This window comes from Streptomyces sp. NPDC085866 (assembly GCF_044541035.1).
GTDB lineage: Bacteria > Actinomycetota > Actinomycetes > Streptomycetales > Streptomycetaceae > Streptomyces.
In genome coordinates this window covers 26,722-42,118 of record NZ_JBITSQ010000010.1, presented here as the reverse complement: position 1 = coordinate 42,118, position 15,397 = coordinate 26,722, and the positions used below count along the sequence as shown (strand labels likewise).

Below are 15,397 nucleotides of genomic sequence, written 5' to 3'. Positions count from 1 at the left end.
TCACTTCTCCGCGAGGACCGGCTTGACCATCTTCAGCAGGGTGGTGTCGTCGAGCGCCTCCAGCGCCCGCGCGGCGACCTTCCCGTCCTTGTCGATGACGAGCGTGGACGGGATCAGCTGCGGGTTGAGCGTGCCCTTCTTGAAGCGGAGCATCAGCTTGCCCGTGGGGTCGTACAGGCTCGGGTAGCTGATCCCGTGCTCCTTCTCGAAGGCGACCGCGGGGGTGGTACTGGTGTCCCGGGTGTTGATGCCGACGAACTGGAGGCCCTTGCCCTCGTACGCCTGGGAGACCTTGGAGAAGTACTTGGCCTCCTCCCGGCACGGTCCGCACCAGGAGCCCCAGACGTTGATCACGACGACCTTGCCCTTGTAGTCGGCGACGTCCAGGGGCTTGCCGTCGATGGTCTTGCCGGACAGGTCGGGCGCCGTGGCCCGCTTGCCCTGCGGCACGGTGTCGATGCCGCTGTTGCCGGTGACGAAGCCGGTGTTGCCGCCCCCGCCGGAGGTGCCGCCGTTGCCGCACGCGGACAGGGTCAGGGCCGCCGCGGCGGCCATGGCGCCAAGCAGGACGGCGCGGCTACGGGTACTCATGTGAAAAGTTTCGCATGCCTGTTCCGGGGATTTCGCGCACCCCCCTGGCGGGTGGAAAACCGCATTTCAGGAGGTATTTACTCCGGACATTTCAGGCGCATTGCCGGGCTGCCCCTCAGGCGGCGTCCGAGGAGGCCGACTTGGCGCCCTTGGCGTCCCGCAGGAAGCCCTTCCAGCCCCCGGCCGGCTGCTGCCCGACCTCCAGGGTGCGCAGCTTGGCGAGCACCTCGGGCTTCTGGACGTCCATCCAGTCCACGAACTGCCGGAAGGAGACCAGGCGCACGTCCGCACCCTTCTCCTTCTCGCGCGCGATGTGCTTGAAGGCCTCCTCGACGGAGTCCATGTAGATGCCGCCGTTCCACTGCTCGAAGTGGTTGCCTATGAAGAGCGGCGCCCTGTTTGTCTTGTATGCCCGCTCAAATCCGGCGATGTACGCCTGCGCGGACTGCTTGCGCCAGCCCGGGTAGTTGTAGGCGGGCGCCTTGGTCGAGTTGACCGACTGGTTGGCGAGCATGTTGTAGTCCATGGACAGGACCTCGAAGGAACGTCCGGGGAAAGGTATCTGCTGCAACGGCAGGTCCCAGATCCCCAGCTTCTTCTCCGGCCACACCTGGCGGCCGCCCGGCGAGGAGGCGTCGTAGCGCCAGCCCAGCTTCTGCGCGGTGGGCAGCAGGTTGTTCTGGCCGAGCAGACAGGGCGTGCGGCCGCCGACCAGTTCCTTGTCGTAGTCGAAGGGCAGCGAGGGCAGATCGGTCCAGCCGGTGTTGGTCCGCCACTCCTTCACGAACGCCTTGGCCTGCGTGATCTCGCTCGACCACTGCTGCGGGGTCCAGTTGCCGACCGTGCCGGTCCCGGAGCAGAAGTGCCCGTTGAAGTGGGTGCCGATCTCGTGCCCCTCCAGCCAGGCCCGGCGGACGCCCGCCAGCGTCGACTTGATGTGCTCGTCGGTGAGGTAGCCGATGTCGGAGGCGCCACGCGGATTGTTCGGCGGCTCGTACAGCCGCTTCTTCGACTCGGGCAGCAGGTACAGCCCCGAGAGGAAGAAGGTCATGCTCGCGCCGTGCTCCTTGGCCAGGTCCAGGAAGCGCGGGAAGAGTCCGTTGCCGACCTCGCCGGCGCCGTCCCAGGAGAAGATCACGAACTGCGGCGGGGTCTGCCCCGGCTCCAGCGGCTCGGGCTTGGCGGGCTGGTGTGGCTGCTTGCCGGTGAAGGAGGTGGAGCCGTCGCCGATGGGCCGCGCCTTGACCCCGCCGTTCTTGCCTCCGCCTCCCCCGGCCGAGTTCCCGGAACCGGATCCGTGCCCACCGCCGTCCGAGGACTTGAGAGACCCACAGCCGACGAGTGTGGCGGCAGCCGCCGCGCCCGCGCCGAGGCCGAGTATTCCCCTCCGGGAAAGGGTCCGGGAGTTGGTGCGCATGGAAATCCCCGATTCATCGCGCCTGCTGGTGGTCACCCATTCAGAGGGCGCGACGATCGGGGAGGTTCCGCTGATATTTATGTTTTTCGCAACGGATCCGGCAAAGGAACCCTAAGCCGTTCCAAACGGACCGTCAGAAGCGGCCGTCGGATGCGGCGTTCAGCTGGAGCGTCAGGCCCCGAAGGCCTTGCTCTTCCCCTTCACCGGCTTGACACCGGCCCGGAGATGAGCGGGCACGAGGTCGATGGCGGGCTCGGCGTAGCCGACGGAGACGATCCTGTCGCCCAGATATGTGAAAGTCGTCAGGGAGGCCAGGGTGCACTGCCGCTTGCGCGGGTCGTGCCACAGCCGTCGCTTCTCGACGTACGACCGCACGGTCCAGATCGGCAGCTGGTGGCTGACCAGCACCGCCTCGTGCCCGCGGGCCTGGTCCTTGGCCGCGTTCAGCGCGCCCATCATCCGGACGACCTGGTCGATGTACGGCTCGCCCCAGGACGGCTTGAACGGGTTGACGAGGTGCTTCCAGTTGTCGGGCTTGCGCAGCGCGCCGTCCCCGACCCCGAAGGTCTTGCCCTGGAAGACGTTGTCGGCCTCGATCAGCCGCTCGTCGGTGGCGAGGTCGAGCCCGTGCGCCTTCGCGATCGGGGTGGCGGTCTCCTGCGCGCGCTCCAGCGGCGAGGCGACCACGTGGGTGACGTCGCGCGAGGAGAGGTGGTCGGCGACCCGGTCGGCCATCTGCCGGCCCAGCTCGGACAGGTGGTAGCCGGGCAGCCGCCCGTAGAGGATCCCGTCCGGGTTGGCGACCTCGCCGTGCCGCATGAGGTGGACGACGGTGATGTCCTTTTCGCTGGCGTAGCTGGCGTTGCTGCTCATGCTGCAGTGGCCTCCGCGGCCGCTCGGGCCGCCGCCGGAAGGGCGTCGGCGATCTTCTGGATGGCCCGCTCGTCGTGGGCCGTGGACACGAACCAGGACTCGAAGGACGACGGCGGCAGGTAGACGCCGTTCGACAGCAGCGAGTGGAAGAAGGCGGTGAAGCGGTACGACTCCTGCCGCTTGGCGTCCTCGTAGTTCCGCACCTGCCGGTCGGTGAAGAACACGGAGAACATGTTGGAGGCGGTCTGCAGCCGGTGCGCCACGCCCTCCTTGCTGAGCGCCTCGGTCACGAGGGACCGGATCTGCTCGGAGACGGCGTCGACCTTGTCGTACGCGGCGTCGTCGAGAAGCCGCAGCTGGGCGAGCCCGGCGGCGGTGGCGACGGGGTTCCCGGAGAGGGTGCCGGCCTGGTAGACGGGCCCGGCGGGAGCGAGGTGGGCCATGACGTCGGCGCGACCGCCGAAGGCCGCGGCGGGGAACCCGCCGCCCATGACCTTCCCGAAGGTCATGAGGTCGGGCTTGACCCCGTCGATCCCGTACCAGCCGGCGCGGCTGGTCCGGAACCCGGTCATGACCTCGTCGGAGATGAAGAGGGCGCCGTTCTTCTGGCAGGCGTCCTTGAGCCCCTGGTTGAACCCGGGGTCCGGCGGGACGACGCCCATGTTGCCGGGCGAGGCCTCGGTGATGACACAGGCGATCTCGCCCGGGTGCCGGTGGAAGGCCTCGTGCACGGCTTCGAGGTCGTTGTACGGCAGCACGATCGTGTCGCCGGCCTGGGCGCCGGTGACACCGGGTGTGTCGGGCAGCGCGAAGGTCGCGACGCCGGACCCGGCGGCGGCCAGCAGGGAGTCCACGTGCCCGTGGTAGCACCCGGCGAACTTGATCACCTTGGACCGCCGGGTGAACCCACGGGCGAGCCGGATCGCCGACATGGTCGCCTCGGTGCCGCTGCTGACGAGCCGCACCTGCTCGACGGGCTCCACCCGGGCGACGATCTCCTCGGCGAGCGCGACCTCGCCCTCACCGGGCGTACCGAAGGACGTACCGCGCGCGACCGCCTCCTGGACGGCGCCGATGACCTCGGGGTGGGAGTGCCCCAGAATCATCGGCCCCCAGGAGCACACCAGGTCGACGTACTCCCGTCCGTCGGCGTCGGTCAGGTACGGCCCCGTGCCGGAAACCATGAACCGCGGCGTGCCGCCCACGGCACGAAAGGCGCGCACCGGCGAGTTCACACCGCCCGGTGTGACGACGGACGCACGGTCGAAGAGCGCCTGTGAGACGGGCGCTTCGTAGGGATAGGGCAGTTCGCTCATGGCGCTCATGACGTGCGAATTCTCCGACTTCTCGGACTCCGGTTGCGTGGTGACCTCCTCAGGGTAGGCCGCGGCTCACCCGAGGAGCGGCAGACCTCAAGATCGGAACCGCGATCGCGGCCGCGCCATCTGCGAGACTGACACCTGATACACACAGCTCATACGGCACGTAGTAGTAAGGGGCCGTTGAAGATCCCGCGGACTGGTGTTTCACCGCACGTTTCGGCGAGCGGCCGTGGGGGAGGTCACTGACACGATGATCGGGTTGCGCGGCGGGGGCCACGCGTCCTAGAAAAGCAGTCGGGTGGAGATATGCATCGCGGTGGCGGACTGGGCGAGGGGACTGATGACCTGGGTCCTCGACGTGCCCGGCGGGGAAGGCACCGGCGCGACGCGGAGGAAACTACCGAAGCACGACAGACTGACGCACGTCAGGCACAGGGTGTACCGAGTGAGCCCGAGCGGCACGACCGGCAGTTCGACAGCCGGCTCGACCACCGGGTCGACCGCCTCCGGGCGGGGAGCAGGAATGGTGGTCGGGTGGGGGTGACGTACAAATACTTCGGCGCGCCGGACGGCGCGACCGCGGCCCGCGTCCCCATCTCGATGCGCCCCGAGGAACTCGGCGGCGACGAGCTGGGCATGAACGGCATGTTCACCAAGATCAAGCCGGAGACGATGGCCGCGATGGTGCTGACCGGCATCGAGGGCGTGCCCCTGCACAAGGTGCCGCCCCTGGAGCTGGTCGTCCTGCACCCCGACTACGCGGTCGTCAAGCTCCCCATGACGGTCGTCGACCCCCTGCGCGGCATCGGCGAGGAAGCGGTGGGCGCGGCGGCGTTCATCTGGTCGACGGTGCCCGACCGAGGTGGTCCTCGGGACGCGTTCAACGTGTACCAGCTGCTGCACGAGTGGCAGGACTTCAGCCATCGCCTGCACGAGGCGGGGCATCAGCCGTACTGCCTGGTGTGGCCCTGAGCCGAGACCCCTCCGACGACTGCGCGCCCTCCACGGCACCGGCCAGGAGCGCTACCAGCTCGTCGGCGATCGGGGGGCGGGCGCCGGGTCTGCTGACGGCGAGGATCTCGCGGTGCAGCGGTGCGATCCCGGGCGGCAGGGTCACCGTCTCGACTCCGGCGTCGGGTCCTGCGCCGAGCAGCGTTGCGGGGATGAAGCCCACCGCGAGGCCGGCCCGGATCATGGCGAGCATGCTGTGCAGGTCCTCGGTCTCCAGCGTCACCCGAGGCGCGATCCCGAGCACCCCGGCCCAGCGGTGCAGCAGACGCCGGTCGGGGTTGCGCGCGTGGCCCGAGACCCACTCCCGTTCCAGGCATTCGGCCAGCTCCACCGGGCGTCGGCGTCCCGGCTCGGCACCCGTGACCAGGACCAGCGGTTCGCGCCCCAGCACGGTGATCGTCAGCGCCTCGGACCGGGCCGGCGGGTCCTCGGGCAGGTAGCGGTAGGCGACCAGCAGGTCCAGGTCCCCGGACTTCACCCTCGGTACCCCCTCGTCCGTCTCCACGACGATGAGACGGAGCCGGGGACCCGGGCGGCGTGCCCTGAGCGTGGCCAGGACCTGCGGGAGCAGGTAGGTCATCGCGCTGGGGTAGGTCCCGACGCGCAGTTCGGCGGTTTCGCGGTTCGCGACGGCGTCGGCGGCGTCCTGGAACCGCGCGGTCGCGTCGAAGAGCGTCTCGGCCGCCTCGGCGAGGGAGCGGCCGGCCGCGCTGAGGATCAGCCGGCTGCCGGGGCGGCGGACGATCAGTTCGATGCCCATGTCGCGTTCCAGCGCGGCGATGTGCTGGGAGACCGCCGAGGGCACGTAGCCGAGCGCCGCAGCGGCCTCGGCCATCGAGCCCTGGCGCACCACGGCGAGGAAGGTGGGCAGGAGCTTCAGATCCGGCTGAGACTTCATGGATCATGAACTTTCGCTTCGGGATCCATCGCTTTACCTGTCGCGAGGTCGAGGCCAGAGTAAAGGCACCCCGACGCCGGGCACTCCGCGAGACAGAAAGCCGGGACCATGGCCATCGACCTCACCGCCCTCCGGGCCCACTTCCCCTCCCTCGAGACCGGCCTCGCCTTCTTCGACGGTCCGGGCGGAACGCAGACACCCCGCCCCGTCGCCGACGCCATCGCCTCGACACTGACCGGCCCCCTGTCCAACCGGGGAACCGTCAGCCCGTCCGAACTCAACGCCGAGCGCGCCGTCGCCGACTCCCGCGCCGCCTACGCCGACCTGCTCGGCATGCCGGCGAGCGGCATCGTCCACGGGCGCAGCGCCACCCAGCTCACCTACGACTTCTCCCGCCACCTGGCCAAGGGCTGGAAGGCAGGCGACGAGATCATCCTCAGCCGGCTGGACCACGACGCCAACGTCCGCCCCTGGATCCAGGCGGCCGAGCGTGCCGGAGTGACGGTCCGCTGGATCGAGATCGACGCCGAGACGACGGACCCGGACCTCGACTCGTACGAGCGAGCCCTCTCCTCACGCACCCGGCTGGTCGCGGTCACCGCGGCCTCCAACGTGCTGGGCACCAAGCCGCCCGTCCGCCGGATCGCCGACCGGGCCCACGAAGTCGGCGCCCTGGTGTACGTGGACGGCGTCCACTACGCCGCGCACCACCTGGTGGACGTACCCGCTCTCGGAGCCGACCTGTTCGTCTGCTCGCCGTACAAGTTCCTCGGACCGCACTGCGGGGTGCTTGCGGCAGCACCGGAGTTCCTCGAAACCCTGCGCCCGGACAAGCTCGTGCCGTCCCCCGACACCGTGCCCGAGCGTTTCGAGTTCGGCACGCTCCCCTACGAGATCCTGGCGGGCGCCACCGCAGCCGTGGACTTCCTCGCCGCGATGGACCCGGGCTCGGGAAGCACGCGGAGGGAACGGCTCGCGCACTCGCTCGGCGCCCTGCACGAGCACGAGCAGGAACTGCGTACGCGACTGGAGGAAGGTCTGGGGGCTCTCGGTGACTTGGTCACCCTCCGCTCAGGGGCCGCCGACCGCACCCCGACACTCCTGATGACCCTCGAAGGCCGGGACGCGCGCGAGGCCCAGGTGCACCTGGCCGCACGCGGCGTGCTGGCACCCGCCGGGTCGTTCTACGCCTACGAACCGTTCACCGCGCTGAAGCTCACGGACCCCGCCCTGCGGGTGGGTCTGGCGCCCTACAACACGGCCGATGACGTGGACCGGCTCCTGGACGGCCTCGCCGCCTTCCGCTGACCCATGAGGCGGGTGCGCACCGGTTCCGGCCGGCCGTGGTCAGTACACGTCGCGCACGTAGCGCTTGTCGGTGGCGAGCTGTTTGACGTACGCCGCCGCCTCCGCGTCGTCCAGGCCGCCGTGGACGGTCGCGATCTCCCGCAGGGCCCGGTCGACGTCCTTGGCCATGCGGGAGGCGTCGCCGCAGACATAGAAGTGGGCGCCGTCGCGGAGCCAGGACCACAGCAGCGGACCGTGTTCGCGCATCCGGTCCTGGACGTAGACCTTGGCGCGCTGATCGCGGGAGAAGGCGGTGTCCAGGCGGGTGAGCGTGCCCTCGGCGAGGTGGGCGGCCAGCTCCTCCTCGTAGTAGAAGTCGGTCGCCCGGTGCTGTTCACCGAAGAACAGCCAGTTCGGGGCGCGGTGGCCGCGGGCCCGGCGTTCCTCAAGGAAGCCGATGAAGGGTGCGATGCCCGTGCCGGGGCCGATCATCACCGCCGGTGTGGCGGGGTCGGCGGGCGGGCGGAAGTGCGGGGCCCGCTGGACGCGGACCGGCACCGGGGTGCCGGGCTCGGCGTCGGCGAGGAAGGGGGAGCAGACGCCCTGGCGGGGGCGGCCGTGCGGGTTCTCGTAGCGGACGACGGAGACCGTCAGGGACACCAGATGGGGATCGGTCAGCGGGCTGGACGATATGGAGTACAGGCGGGGTTGCAGGCGGCCCAGCACGTCGGCCCACTCCTGCGCCCCGGCCCGGATGCCGAACTCGGCGACCACGTCGACGGCCTGGCGGCCCCAGGACCAGCGCGCCAACTCGCCCTTGTTGTCCGGGCGCAGCAGCTTGCGCAGCTCGCGGGGGTCACGGGTCCGGTCGGCGGCGAAGCGCAGCAGGTCGCCGGTGACGCGGCTGATGTCCAGGTGGCGCTGCAGGGCTTCGGCGAACGGCACCTCTCCGACGCTCTTGACCTGGACGGCCGCGTCCGCGTCCAGGCCGGTGACGGCCAGCCACTCCGTCACGAGGTCCGGCTGGTTGGCCGGGTGCACCGCGAGGGCGTCCCCGGCCTCGTAGACCAGCGGGGTGCCGCTGTCACGGGTGTCGAAGGTGAAGCGCCGGACCTCCTTGCCCGCGCCGGGCAGGCTCAGCAGGCGGTTGCCGGTGAGGCGGGCGGTGGCGGGGGCGGGACGGCTCGGCCGAGGAGCCGCCGGCGGCGCGGGGCTCAGGGCCGGTTCCGGTCGCTCGGAGCCCTTCAACACGGTGCGCACCTGGTCGAGCCAGGCCTCGGCCTCGGTCTCGTAGTCCGGTTCGCAGTCGGTACGCGGGGCCAGCCGTACCGCGTCCAGCTCTTCCATGCGCCGGTCGAGACGCCGGCCGTGCCCGCAGAAGTCGTCGTACGAGGAGTCGCCGAAGGCCAGGACGGCGTAGCGCCGGCCCTTCAGGCGCGGGGCTTCGGGTGAGGCGAGGGCGTCCCAGAAGCCGGTGCCGTTGTCCGGGGCGTCGCCGTCGCCGAAGGTGCTCGTGATCAGCAGCAGGTCGGCGTCGGACGGCAGCGCGGCGGGGTCCGCCTCCTCCATGGGCAGGAGGGAGGCGGGGTGGCCGTCCACGGTGAGCCGTTCGGCCGCGGCGGTCGCGAACTCCTCGGCGTTCCCGGTCTGCGACGCCCAGAGGATCACGACCTGGCGGGGCGGAGCGCCCGCGGAGGACCCCGGGGAGCCGCCGACGCCGTACGCGGTGGCAGGTGTCGCCGCGCCGCCGGAGGTCCTGGAGTACATCCCGGCCAGTACGCCGTTCACCCACAGGGCGTGCTCCGGGCTGAACGGGGCGTCCGGCGGCAGCACCGGGACGCCCGGGGCGCCCGACGGAATTCCGGCCAGGAAACCGGTCAGATACCGGCGTTCGTGTTCGGCCAGGACCGGCGGCGGCGCGGGCTCCAGCCCGAAGGGAGAGGGAACGGACGCAGGGGGAAGGGCGGCGAGCGGTGGGACCGAGACCTCTGTGGACGCCTGGGCCGGGGCCCGCACCGTCACCGGTGCGGCCACCTTGGTCAGCGACACCGCGCACATCTTGAACCCGGGCTGGAACGACAGCGGGTCGACGGCGTCGCTGGTCACCGCGTTGACGCTCAGGTACTCCCCGAACAGGTCGTTCCAGTGGAACGGCGCGAAACAGCAGCCCGGCCGCACCCGGTCGGTGACGACCGCGGGCAGCACGGCCCGCCCGCGCCGCGAGGCGACCTCCACCGAATCCCCCTCGGTGAGGCCCAGTTCGGCCGCGTCCTGCGGGTGCACCTCCACGAAGGGTCCGGGGTCGAGCTTGTTCAGCTTGGCGACCTTGGCCGTCTTCGTCAGCGTGTGCCACTGGTGCTGGAGGCGGCCGGTGTTGAGCACGTACGGGTAGTCGTCGTCGGGCATCTCCGCCGCCGGGACGTGCGGGCGGGCGTGGAACACCGCTCGGCCGCTCGCGGTCGGGAAGGTCGGCGAGCCGTCCTCGTCGACGTACCGGATCGGGTTGCGGTCGGGACCGTCGGAGCTCGCCGCCGGCCACTGCACGGGCGTCTCGCGCAGCCGCTCGTAGCTCACACCGCGCAGGTCCCAGCCGGTCGCCGGGTTCCAGGCACGCTTGATCTCCTCGAAGATCTCCTCCGCGCTGTCGTACGCGAAGCCCTTCTCGTAGCCCATCGCGCGGGCCACGGCGGCGATGATCCGCCAGTCCGCCATCGCCTCGCCGGGCGGATCGGCGGCCTGCCGGGCGAGCGTCAGGTTGCGCTCGCTGTTGATCAGGACGCCCTCGGTCTCGGTCCACAGCGCGCCGGGCAGGACGACGTCGGCGTACGCGTTCGTCTCCGTCTCGGCGAACACGTCCTGCGCGACGACGAACTCGGCGGCCTCCAGGCCCTCGATGACCGTCTTGCGGTTCGCGACGGAGGCGACCGGGTTGGTGCAGATGATCCAGCAGGCCTTGATGTCCCCGTCGGCCATCTTCCGGAACATCTCGACCGTGCCCCGGCCGACGCCGTCGGCGCGCAGGGCGCCCGGCTCCAGCTCCCACAGCTCCTCGACGAAGGCCCGGTCGGCGTCGGCGAGCACGGAACGCTGCCCGGGCAGCCCCGGCCCCATGTAGCCCATCTCCCGGCCGCCCATGGCGTTGGGCTGGCCGGTGAGGGAGAAGGGGCCGGAGCCCGGACGGCAGATCGCGCCGGTGGCGAGGTGCAGGTTGACCAGGGCGTTGGTGTTCCAGGTGCCGTGCGTGGACTGGTTCAGGCCCATCGTCCAGCAGCTCGTCCACTCCCCCGCCTCACCGATCAGCCGGGCGGCCTCGCGGATGTCGTCCTCCGGGATGCCGGTGATCTCCGCGACGGTGGCGGGCGGGTAGTCGGCGAGGAAGGCGGGCATCGCCTCCCAGCCCTCGGTGTGCGCGGCGACGAAGTCGGCGTCGGTGTGGCCGTTCGCGTGCAGCAGGTGCAGCAGCCCGTTGAGCAGCGCGAGGTCCGTGCCCGGCTTGATCTGCAGGAACAGGTCGGCCTTGGCTGCGGTGGCGGTGCGCCGCGGGTCGACGACGATCAGCTTGGCGCCCGCCGACTTCACCCGGTCCATCATCCGCAGGAAGAGGATCGGATGGCAGTCGGCCATGTTGGAGCCGATGACGAAGAAGACGTCGGCCCGGTCGAGGTCCTGGTACGAGCCGGGCGGCCCGTCCGCGCCCAGCGACAGCTTGTAACCGGTGCCGGCGCTGGCCATGCACAGCCTGGAGTTCGACTCGATCTGGTTGGTCCGGACGAAGCCCTTGGCCAGCTTGTTCGCGAGGTACTGCGCCTCCAGGCTCATCTGTCCGGAGACGTAGAGGGCGACCGCGTCGGGGCCGTGCTCGTCGACGATCGCGCGCAGCCGACGGCCGGTCTCGACGACGGCGGCCGCCACGGTCGTGGGCTGCGGCTCCTCGCCGCGGTCCGTCCGGACGAGGGCGGTGGTCAGCCGGCCCGGTGCGGCGAGCATGTCAGCGGTGGTCGCGCCCTTGGTGCACAGCCGGCCGAAGTTCGCCGGGTGCTCCTTGTCCCCGGTCGCCTTCAGGACCGTGCGCCTCCCGTCCGGTCCCCTGCCGATGTCGAGGACCATGCCGCAGCCCACTCCGCAGTAGGAACAGACCGTCCGCACCGTCGTCGTGCCCTCACTCCGCGAGCCCGGCGCGGCCACGGGCGCCTCCCTTGCTGTGCTCGGTCCGATCTCACCCCTCACGACGGTACGAACCGCTCATTACGTGGGTGTCTCTGCGCCGGATCGCCAGGGGTTAAGCGCACCGCACAGGGCCCGGGAGGCGGGTGTGAGCGCAGGATCCCGCCGCCGAGCCGCAGGTGGCCGCCGCCATGAACCATCTGACCCGCTCGAACGTATCCGTCATAGGGGCCTTTCCCTGACATCGAAGGGGATGAGCCAGATGGCGATCCCGGCAATCTCGGCACATACGACCCGTACGGCGCTCCGTACGACAGCGGGGGCCTTCTGCGCCGCTCTCCTCCTGGCCGCCTGTTCGAGCGGAGGCGGCGGTCAGGCGAGCAGCTCGGCCAGTTCCGGCACGCCCCAGGCGGGCTCGGGGACCCGGGTGGCGGTCACCGAGACCGAGTTCACGCTGAAGCTGCCCCGGACGTCGTTCACACCGGGCACCTACACCTTCGTCTCCGAGAACGCAGGCAAGACCACCCACGCCCTGTCCATCGACGGCCCCGGTGTGCAGGACGCCCGGACCAAGGACATCCCGGCAGGCCACAGTGGGACGGTGACGGTGACCCTCAAGAAGGGCACGTACGACGTGTACTGCCCGATCGACAGTCACAAGCAGATGGGAATGGACCAGCACATCAACGTCGGCTGAGACACCCCGTGCCCCGCTCTCACTCGGGGGCGAAGGAGAAGCTGCGCCACAGGCCGGAGGCCGGGACCACCTGGTCCGACGACTGCATGTCCACGTAGATGCTCGACCCACCCGGCGGCACGGTGCAGTCGGGTGTCGTGTACATGAGCATGCTGCTCAGCGTGTAGTTCTTGACGTGGGTCACGCCCTCGCGGAAACGGTGGCACCCGCGGATCGGCGGGTTCGTGAAGGTCTCCACATATCGGGCTCCGGTGTGCGCCACGATCGTGCCGGACGCCTGGTCCTGGCAGGCGGTCAGCGCGATACCGAGCGACGCGACACCGATGAGTGCGGCGAGCGACCGTGAAGCACGCATGGAGCCTCCTGTACCGGGGAGCCGTCGGGACACCGTTCCCCGGGCACCACTATCCGTCCGTACTCCGATCGGCGCCCCCGGCGAGTACGGCCACTACTGCATTCGGGTGAATTTCGCGACGGTGGCGACGGAAGCGACGGCCCGCCGGACGGCACCCGGACACCTCACCCGGCGTGCAGGGCACGGCGGCGGCCCCTTCACTGAAGTGAGAGGAACAGACCTTTCGGCAGTCAGTGGAGGCGCGGCATGGCAGTGCGGAAGACATGGACGAGGGGCACGGCGGGCGCGGTACTGGCCCTGGTCGTCACCGGCGCGGCGGCCGGATGTTCCGGCAACAACTCCGGAAACACGTCCGGCGCCGCCAGCAAGGCGGCATCGGCGGCCTCCTCCGCCGCCTCGTCCCTCGCCTCCCAGGCCGGCGAGGCGCTGGCCTCGGCCTCGGCGCAGGCCAGGAACAAGCTGAACGAAGTGAAGAACGGGGTGAAGGCCAAGGACGACGTGACGCTCGGCGCCCCCACCCCCGACAGTGCGGGCAAGGCCATGGTCAAGGTGACCGCCAAGAACACCGCCGACTCCGCCAAGTCCTTCGCCGTCCAGGTCAACTTCACGGACAAGAGCGGCAACCTGCTGGACGTGACCGTGGCGACGGTCAAGGACGTGGGCGCAGGCACCTCCGGCGAGGCCACGGCCACCAGCAACCGCAAGCTGGGCGGCGAGGTCCACGCGGTGGTCGGCTCGGCGCTGCGCTACTGACCGCCGCTGCCCGGCCGGGCGAGCCCGCGGTCGTACGCGAAGATCACCGCCTGCACGCGGTCCCGCGCGCCGATCTTGGCGAGGACCCGGCCCACGTGGGTCTTGACCGTGGACTCGGACAGGACGAAGCGGGCGGCGATCTCGCCGTTGGTCCAGCCCCTGCCGATGGCGACGAGGATCTCGCGCTCACGGTCGGTGAGGGCGTTCAGGCGCGCGTCCTCGGCCGGGTCACCGGCGGACCGTGGGAGGAGCTGGGCGAACTCGTCCAGGAGGCGCCGGGTGAGCGCGGGCGCGATCACGGCGTCCCCGACGGCGACCGCGCGGATGCCGGCCAGGAGTTCCTCGGGGCGCGCGTCCTTGAGGAGGAAGCCGCTGGCTCCGGCGCGCAGGGCCGCGTGGACGTACTCGTCCAGGTCGAAGGTGGTCAGGACGAGGACCCGGGAGCGGCCGCCGGACTCGGCGATACGGCGGGTGGCCTCGATGCCGTCCATGCCGGGCATCCGTACGTCCATCAGCACGACGTCGGGGCGCAGTTCGGCGGCCCTGCGGACGGCCTCGGCGCCGTGCGCGGCCTCACCGACCACCTCGGTCCCGGGGACGGACTCCAGCAGGAGGCGGAAGCCGTAGCGCTGGAGCGGCTGGTCGTCGACGATCAGTACGGTGGTCACACGGCACCGCCCGCGGAGGCCAGGTCCAGGCAGACCGCCACCTGCCAGCCGCCGCCCGCCGGGCCCGCACTGACCGTTCCGCCGTAGAGTGCCGCTCGCTCCCGCATGCCCACCAGGCCCTGCCCTTCCTCGTTCGGCGGTCCGGGCCGGGCGGCCGGGCCGGTGTCCTGGACCCGGATGGTCAGCCGGGTGTCCTCGACGGCGATCGACAGGCGTGCCCGGGTGCCGGCGCCCGCGTGCTTGAGGGTGTTCGTCAGGGCTTCCTGGGCGACCCGGTAGGCCGTCAGCTGCACCCCGTCGTCCAGGGCGTCGACGTCTCCGGCGGTCCGGTAGACGACGTCCAGACCCGCGGCACGCACACCCTCGCAGAGCGCGTCGATGTCGGCGATACCGGGCTGCGGGCTCAGTTCGGGCGCGCCCGGCAGGCCGTCCGTCGCCTCGCGCAGGACACCGAGGACGCGCCGGAGTTCGCCGAGCGCCTGGCGGCCGGTGTCGCCGATGAGCTGCAGGGCCTCCTTGCCGCGTTCGGGAGCGGTGTCGGTGGCGTAGGCGCCGGCGTCGGCGAGCGTGATGATGACGGACAGGTTGTGGCCGACGATGTCGTGCATCTCGCGGGCCACCCGGGCCCGTTCGGTGGCGGCGGCCAGCCTGCTGCGCTGGTCGCGCTCGATCTCCAGGCGGGCCGCCCGGTCCCGCAGCCCGGCGAGCTGGGCCCGGCGGATGCGTACCACCAGGCCGAGCGCGAGGGCCGCGGTCGCCGTGCTCAGCAGGAAGAACAGCGCGTCCCAGACGGACACGGCCGGCGACACGCGCACCGCGACCAGCGCCATCCCCGCCGCCATGGCCCCGCAGGCCCAGGGCAGCTGCCGCAGCCGCCCGTGCAGGGCCAGGCTGTACAGCGCTATGAAGAGGGCCACGTCCGCGCGCAGCGCCACATCGAGGGACCACTGCAGGACGAAGACGGCCCAGACGGCGCCGAAGGCGGCCAGGGGCCTGCGCCTTCGCCACAGCAGTGGCAGCAGCAGACCCGCCTGCAGGGCGAACATGGCCGCCACGGGCGGCCGGGTGAAGCTGAGCCGCACGTGGCGCGGTCCGTCGCCGTCCCCGGCGCCCGCGTGCACCAGGTCGGGCAGACAGAACATCAGAAGGACCAGCACCACCACCGTGGTGTCCAGCACCCAAGGCCGGGCCCGGTCGGCCTGGCGGAGCCGCTGGCCCACCCGCCCGAGCCGGGCGACCAGCGGCCCCATCCCACTGATGTCGTAAGCGGTCACGGCGGTCACCAGCCCATGGTGCACAGGGTCGGACGCCGCAGCGTCACGCCCCACGCTGTCCGACGTCGCGGTGTGCATCGCGTCCAC

At 71.0% G+C, this 15,397-nt stretch carries 13 protein-coding genes; 4 read left to right on the top strand and 9 right to left on the bottom strand.

What is annotated here, in order from left to right; translation table 11 throughout:
* The 4 genes from ACIF83_RS25405 to hemL all read right to left on the bottom strand — a co-directional run bounded on the left by ACIF83_RS25405 (position 1) and on the right by hemL (position 4,197).
* Positions 1–591 carry a TlpA family protein disulfide reductase gene (locus ACIF83_RS25405; protein ID WP_393467251.1) on the bottom strand — a complete coding sequence of 197 codons (591 nt, stop codon included), beginning with the start codon at positions 589–591 and terminating at the stop codon, positions 1–3.
* 115 nt (positions 592–706) lie between these two features.
* On the bottom strand, positions 707–2,008 hold the full coding sequence (locus ACIF83_RS25400; RefSeq protein WP_393467248.1) for a hypothetical protein: 1,302 nt from the start codon (positions 2,006–2,008) through the stop codon (positions 707–709).
* Positions 2,009–2,179: 171 nt separating this feature from the next.
* Positions 2,180–2,881, bottom strand: a complete 702-nt coding sequence (locus ACIF83_RS25395) for a histidine phosphatase family protein (protein ID WP_393467246.1) — start codon at positions 2,879–2,881, stop codon at positions 2,180–2,182.
* On the bottom strand, positions 2,878–4,197 hold the full coding sequence (gene hemL, locus ACIF83_RS25390) for a glutamate-1-semialdehyde 2,1-aminomutase (RefSeq protein WP_398137154.1): 1,320 nt from the start codon (positions 4,195–4,197) through the stop codon (positions 2,878–2,880). The genes ACIF83_RS25395 and hemL overlap by 4 nt, the downstream gene beginning before the upstream one ends.
* A 540-nt stretch (positions 4,198–4,737) precedes the next feature.
* Here hemL and ACIF83_RS25385 point away from each other — a divergent pair.
* Positions 4,738–5,175 carry a hypothetical protein gene (locus tag ACIF83_RS25385; RefSeq protein WP_003974483.1) on the top strand — a complete coding sequence of 146 codons (438 nt, stop codon included), beginning with the start codon at positions 4,738–4,740 and terminating at the stop codon, positions 5,173–5,175.
* Here ACIF83_RS25385 and ACIF83_RS25380 read toward each other — a convergent pair.
* Entirely contained in the window at positions 5,120–6,112 is a 993-nt protein-coding gene (locus ACIF83_RS25380; protein WP_399730249.1) for a LysR family transcriptional regulator, read from the bottom strand. The two genes, ACIF83_RS25385 and ACIF83_RS25380, sit on opposite strands and share 56 nt — an antisense overlap.
* A gap of 108 nt (positions 6,113–6,220) precedes the next feature.
* On the opposite strand from ACIF83_RS25380, the gene ACIF83_RS25375 reads away from it, so the two are divergent.
* Positions 6,221–7,420 carry a cysteine desulfurase-like protein gene (locus ACIF83_RS25375; RefSeq protein WP_399730246.1) on the top strand — a complete coding sequence of 400 codons (1,200 nt, stop codon included), beginning with the start codon at positions 6,221–6,223 and terminating at the stop codon, positions 7,418–7,420.
* A 39-nt stretch (positions 7,421–7,459) separates the two neighbouring features.
* Here ACIF83_RS25375 and ACIF83_RS25370 read toward each other — a convergent pair whose 3' ends face one another.
* Positions 7,460–11,506, bottom strand: a complete 4,047-nt coding sequence (locus ACIF83_RS25370; protein WP_399730716.1) for a molybdopterin-dependent oxidoreductase — start codon at positions 11,504–11,506, stop codon at positions 7,460–7,462.
* Positions 11,507–11,825: 319 nt separating this feature from the next.
* Here ACIF83_RS25370 and ACIF83_RS25365 point away from each other — a divergent pair, with 319 nt between their 5' ends.
* Positions 11,826–12,260, top strand: a complete 435-nt coding sequence (locus ACIF83_RS25365) for a copper-binding protein (protein WP_393467220.1) — start codon at positions 11,826–11,828, stop codon at positions 12,258–12,260.
* Positions 12,261–12,279: 19 nt separating this feature from the next.
* On the opposite strand, the gene ACIF83_RS25360 is transcribed toward ACIF83_RS25365, so the two are convergent.
* Positions 12,280–12,615 (bottom strand): hypothetical protein, encoded by a 336-nt coding sequence (locus ACIF83_RS25360; protein ID WP_393467217.1) that lies wholly within the window; start codon positions 12,613–12,615, stop codon positions 12,280–12,282.
* 246 nt (positions 12,616–12,861) lie between these two features.
* Between ACIF83_RS25360 and ACIF83_RS25355 the strand changes: the two genes are divergently transcribed.
* Positions 12,862–13,368: an FxLYD domain-containing protein gene (locus ACIF83_RS25355; RefSeq protein WP_393467214.1), complete on the top strand. Its 507-nt coding sequence runs from the start codon at positions 12,862–12,864 to the stop codon at positions 13,366–13,368.
* Here ACIF83_RS25355 and ACIF83_RS25350 read toward each other — a convergent pair.
* Positions 13,362–14,036, bottom strand: coding sequence for a response regulator (locus ACIF83_RS25350; RefSeq protein WP_399730241.1), 675 nt, complete (start codon positions 14,034–14,036; stop codon positions 13,362–13,364). The two genes, ACIF83_RS25355 and ACIF83_RS25350, sit on opposite strands and share 7 nt — an antisense overlap.
* Entirely contained in the window at positions 14,033–15,286 is a 1,254-nt protein-coding gene (locus tag ACIF83_RS25345) for a sensor histidine kinase (protein ID WP_393469719.1), read from the bottom strand. Before ACIF83_RS25345 ends, ACIF83_RS25350 begins: the two co-directional genes overlap by 4 nt.
* Positions 15,287–15,397: the final 111 nt, after the last annotated feature.

Bases quoted from the DNA above. Each gene is read 5' to 3' on its own strand.
- ACIF83_RS25405 (WP_393467251.1), bottom strand. From the start codon at position 591: ATGAGTACCCGTAGCCGCGCCGTCCTGCTTGGCGCCATGGCCGCCGCG.
- ACIF83_RS25400 (WP_393467248.1), bottom strand. From the start codon at position 2,008: ATGCGCACCAACTCCCGGACCCTTTCCCGGAGGGGAATACTCGGCCTC.
- ACIF83_RS25395 (WP_393467246.1), bottom strand. From the start codon at position 2,881: ATGAGCAGCAACGCCAGCTACGCCAGCGAAAAGGACATCACCGTCGTC.
- hemL (WP_398137154.1), bottom strand. From the start codon at position 4,197: ATGAGCGAACTGCCCTATCCCTACGAAGCGCCCGTCTCACAGGCGCTC.
- ACIF83_RS25380 (WP_399730249.1), bottom strand. From the start codon at position 6,112: ATGAAGTCTCAGCCGGATCTGAAGCTCCTGCCCACCTTCCTCGCCGTG.
- ACIF83_RS25375 (WP_399730246.1), top strand. From the start codon at position 6,221: ATGGCCATCGACCTCACCGCCCTCCGGGCCCACTTCCCCTCCCTCGAG.
- ACIF83_RS25370 (WP_399730716.1), bottom strand. From the start codon at position 11,506: ATGGTCCTCGACATCGGCAGGGGACCGGACGGGAGGCGCACGGTCCTG.
- ACIF83_RS25365 (WP_393467220.1), top strand. From the start codon at position 11,826: ATGGCGATCCCGGCAATCTCGGCACATACGACCCGTACGGCGCTCCGT.
- ACIF83_RS25360 (WP_393467217.1), bottom strand. From the start codon at position 12,615: ATGCGTGCTTCACGGTCGCTCGCCGCACTCATCGGTGTCGCGTCGCTC.
- ACIF83_RS25355 (WP_393467214.1), top strand. From the start codon at position 12,862: ATGGCAGTGCGGAAGACATGGACGAGGGGCACGGCGGGCGCGGTACTG.
- ACIF83_RS25345 (WP_393469719.1), bottom strand. From the start codon at position 15,286: ATGGGGCCGCTGGTCGCCCGGCTCGGGCGGGTGGGCCAGCGGCTCCGC.